The sequence below is a fragment of the Streptomyces sp. S6 genome (genome assembly GCF_054880855.1).
In genome coordinates, this window is sequence record NZ_JBTYMC010000473.1 from 1 (window position 1) to 3,632 (window position 3,632).

Consider the following 3,632-nt stretch of genomic DNA (forward strand, 5'->3'; position numbering starts at 1 on the left):
CGGCCGCACCCGCGAGGCCGGCCGCGCCCGAGCGGAGGTCGAGGACGATGACGGGGCTGGTCATTCGACGTCCTTCCACGGGTCGCCGGGCTCACCCGCGCCGGGGCGCCTGACCTGCTCCTGCGCGCTCGCCGTGAACCGGGGGCGGGCCGGGGTGTCGGGTTCCTCGCCGGGCCAGCCGTCCGCTCCGGCGCCGTGGCCGGCGAAGGGCGGGAGGGGTTGTTCGCGGGGGCGTTCCGCGTCGCCGGGGCGGTCGTCCCAGGGGAACGGCCCCTTGGGGCGCGGCTCCTGACGGTCCGTCACCTCGATCTCCAGGAGGGCCTGGCGCAGGGAGCGCAGGGTCGGGGCGACGGCGTTCTTGTCGGCGAACGGGGTGTCGAGGGCGGCGGGCAGGAGTTCGGTCCAGAACTCCAGGAGGGAGTCGGCCCATTCGCCGGAGGTGTGCACGGAACGCGCCAACCGGTCCCGGATCAGGGCGACCTGACGGGGCGCCAGCTCCTCGACGACGTGCGTGTACAGCCGGTGGGGGCCCTCTGCGCCGTCGGCGATGCCGTTCGCGCTGCGCTCCATGAGGGCCTGGCAGTACGTCTCGACGACCGTGTCCTCGTTGAGCAGCGCGATGTGCTCGTAGGCGTGCAGGAGCCGCGCCCAGCCGGAGACGCCGCCCCGGTGCCGGTCGCCGAGGCGCAGTTCGATGCCGGGGACGTCGGTGGTGACGTCGTCGGGGAGGCTGCTGTGCAGGCGGACCAGGACTTTCACCGGCGCGTCGGCGGTGCCCTCGACGACCTCGACCTGTCCCTTCCACAGGGCGCACAGCAGCCGGTGCAGGATCTCCCGCCGGTCCTCGGCGGTCGCGGCGAGCCACTCGCCGCCGCGTCCGAGGCGCTGGCGCCAGTCGAGGTAGTCGGCGGCGACCTCCGTCTCCCGGGCCTTCGCCCAGCGCCGCAGCACCTTGCGGACCTCGGGCACCTCGGTGAGGCTCATCTCGCGGCGGAACAGGACGACGGTGATCGAGTCGGTCTCGACGCCGTTGAACTCGGTCGTGCCGCGCGGCAGTGAGAGGTTCTTCCTCAGGTAGTCCTCGACGGTGTCCTTCGCCGACGAACGCGGGTACACCACCAGGACCTTGAGGGGTCCGCCGCCCTCGGGGACGAAGCCGTGCGGGATCAACCCGGCGATCTTGAACCGGAACTGGTCGAGGGCCGCCTTGCCGACGGCGCCGTCGGCGGCGGAGACCCCGGCCGCCGCCTCCAGGAGCATCGCCATGGACGGCAGGAGCGGCTTCTCGTCGTGCAACGTGCCGCTCTGCGCGAAGAGTTGCTTGATCCGCTGCTCGATGGCCGCCTTGACGGGGGCGGTCGCCGCCTCGGGGTTGCGGCGGGCGGTCGTGCGGGCCGCCTGCCACGCCTCGGCGCCGACGAGGGCGTGCACGAGGGCCGCTTCATCGTCGCTGTCCCTCAAGTTCTCGCGTTTCGTGAGGCGTTCGCGCAGGTCGTCGTAGAAATCGGTGAGGTTGTTCTGCGGGGGCAGCAGGTAGGAGACGCCGGTGCGGTCGTCGTACAGCTCCATCACCTGGGCCTTGTAGGCGCGGGGTTCCTCCTCGCGGTGTTTGTGGAACGCCTGGACGAGGGCGGTGACTTCGGCGGTGAGGGCGGCGGACTTGGGGCGCCAGCGCTGTTCCTCCCCCCGCCACGCCTCGTGCCAGATCGCCTTGGTGCGGGCCGCGTACCAGGTGTTCTGCTCGGCCTCCGTGCGCTCCTTGAGTTCGTCGTGCCGGGCGCGGGAGAGGCGGGCGGCGATGCCGTCCTTGAACTTCGGTACGGCGGGCGGGAGAAGGGCCCGGTTCTCGCCGCCGCCGGGTTCGCGGCCCCGGTTCTCCAGCATGCCGACGACACCTTGCCGGGTCACCGGGTCGGGGTCGCCGGGGACGCCCTTGACGACGCGCTCCACCTGGAAGGGGTCCATGGTGCGCAGGGCGCGTTCCAGGGCCGTCTGCGGGGAGAACTGCTCGGCGAGCACCGGCACCCGGCGTGCGACCCGGCGCCGCAGGTCCTCCAGGGTGGCCTGCATCTCGCGCAGGCGGATCGTCAGGGCCTCCTCGATGCCGGCCCCGCCGCGCTGCACGGGGCGTGCCTCGGGCGGCGGCAACGGATCGCGGTTCCACAGCTCTTCGAGGCCCGCGTCCGCGAACATGCGGCGCACGGTCCCGGCGTACTCGTGGCTGTGCTGCGCGGAGGCGTCCGCGAGGCGGCTCACGCCGTGCGCGAGGAGCCGGGCGGACACCAGGTCGGCGAGGGGTTCCAGGGGGACGGTCATCGCGGCGACCAGGCTCGTGGAGACACCCCGGTGCCCGATGCCCGACTTGGCGCGGATCCGCCGTTTGGCGTCGGAGTTGATGAAGCTGGACGCGAACGTCTGGTGCTCGTCGTCCCGTTGGGGGGCGTCGCCCAGTTCGGCGCCGATCAGCGACATGATGAGCGACACCATCGAGCGGCGCAGGTCGTCGGGGCGGATCCCGGCGGTGCGGCTGAAGAGGAACGCCGTCGGCATGACACCGGAGTCGAGGCGCACGACGCGGTCGTGCGGGTAGCGGATCGCGGTGCCGGAGGCGTCGTCGACGTCGCCGATCACGTCGTCCGCGACGGGCACGTTCTGCTCGTCGACCAGCCGGAACAGGTCCACCACGGCGCGTGCGGCGTTGAGTTCGGCGTCCCGGCCGCCGCCCTTGGCGAGGGGGAACGCGGACGGCATCACGACGAGCGGGTAGATGCGGGCGCCGCTGAAGTTCTTCTCCTTGAACGCCTGCCCGATGAAGTGCAGGTAATCCAGGAAGATCCCGGTGCCGGTGCCGCCGGCGACGGAGAACGCGACGAACACGTCGCAGCCGGAGATCGGGCCGCCGCCGAGCCGGCTCAGCTCGCCGCCGGAGCGCCCGATGATGTCGATGGCCTGCTGGAGCGGGCCCATCACGGGCGTCATGTCGTCGCGCAGGAGCGTCCCGAAGAGGGCGGCGCGGCCGACCGTCGGGAGCTGTCCCGCGCCGTTGCGCAGCGGGGTGATGCGCGGTTCGGTGGCCTGCGGGGGCAGCCAGTCGCGGGTCTCGCGCGGGATCGCGGCGCGCAGTTCACGGGTCACGCTCGGGGAGCTGTCGTAGCCGGGGAGCAGGTCGTGGCTGGCGCGGGCGGTGCGGGCGTACGCGGCCTGGAGTGCGGGTTCCACGCTCAGGTGGGGCAGCCGGCCGAGTTCGGCCTCGCTGTAGTCGGCGTACACGAACTGGAGGCATTCGGGCAGCTGGTAGCGCTGGCTGATGCCGCGCGAGGCGAGGGCGGTGCCGTCGGGGCCGCACAGCGAGGCGCGCAGGCGGCGTTCCAGCTCCGCCCCGACGAGCCCTCCCGTACCGCCCAGACCGACGTACAGCATCGGCTGGTTGATCTTCATGAGGTGCCTTCCACTGGGCGGTTCACAGATCGGGGTGACCGGCTTCGGAGGGGTAGGGCTCCCACGTCTCGGCGGGCTGCGGGGCGGCCGTACCGTCGACGACCTTCAGGACCAGGTCCTCGCCCGCGCTCACCGGCTCCCCGGGCCGCACGGTCACCGCGTCGCCGGTGCCGCGCCGCAGCTCCACGTCCCCG

At 72.8% G+C, this 3,632-nt stretch carries 1 protein-coding gene; it reads right to left on the reverse strand.

What is annotated here, in order from left to right:
* Positions 1–60 precede the first annotated feature (60 nt).
* Complete coding sequence (locus tag ACVNF4_RS33785) at positions 61–3,438, reverse strand: tubulin-like doman-containing protein (protein ID WP_461806691.1); 3,378 nt, start codon at positions 3,436–3,438, stop codon at positions 61–63.
* Positions 3,439–3,632: the final 194 nt, after the last annotated feature.